This is a genomic window from Treponema sp. R6D11 (genome assembly GCF_054786075.1).
Genome location: NZ_BDHD01001359.1, coordinates 1 through 323, shown reverse-complemented (window position 1 = coordinate 323; position 323 = coordinate 1). Strand labels below are relative to the sequence as shown.

1 pseudogene is annotated in these 323 nt (G+C 54.5%); it reads right to left on the bottom strand.

Annotated elements, in window-relative coordinates:
- Positions 1-287: pseudogene (locus ACYVTD_RS18745) on the bottom strand (hypothetical protein); the annotation flags it as partial.
- Positions 288-323: the final 36 nt, after the last annotated feature.

The window sequence follows — 323 nt, the reverse complement described above, 5'->3', positions numbered from 1 at the left end:
TCTTCCCTGGGTGCGCTCGGCGGCGGGTTCGGAGGTGTATAAGAGACGGGTATGTTTGGGGCTACCGCGGGGCCGATGTAGTTTTCTTGTTGGGGTTTGATTTCTTCCGCGGCTGTTCCTAGGGCTTTGCTGGAATTGCTGATCGCGTGGGCTGTGTTTTTATCGACACCCCCCGCCGCGCCCGCCACCTGCGCGCCGACGTCCGCTACTTTTGCAAGAGACGAACATGTGAGCAGGGCGCAGGAAAAGACGATTGCCGTTATTAAAAAAAGTATCTTATTTTTCATTGTTATTCTCCCATCGAAAGACGGCCGTCTTCAAGG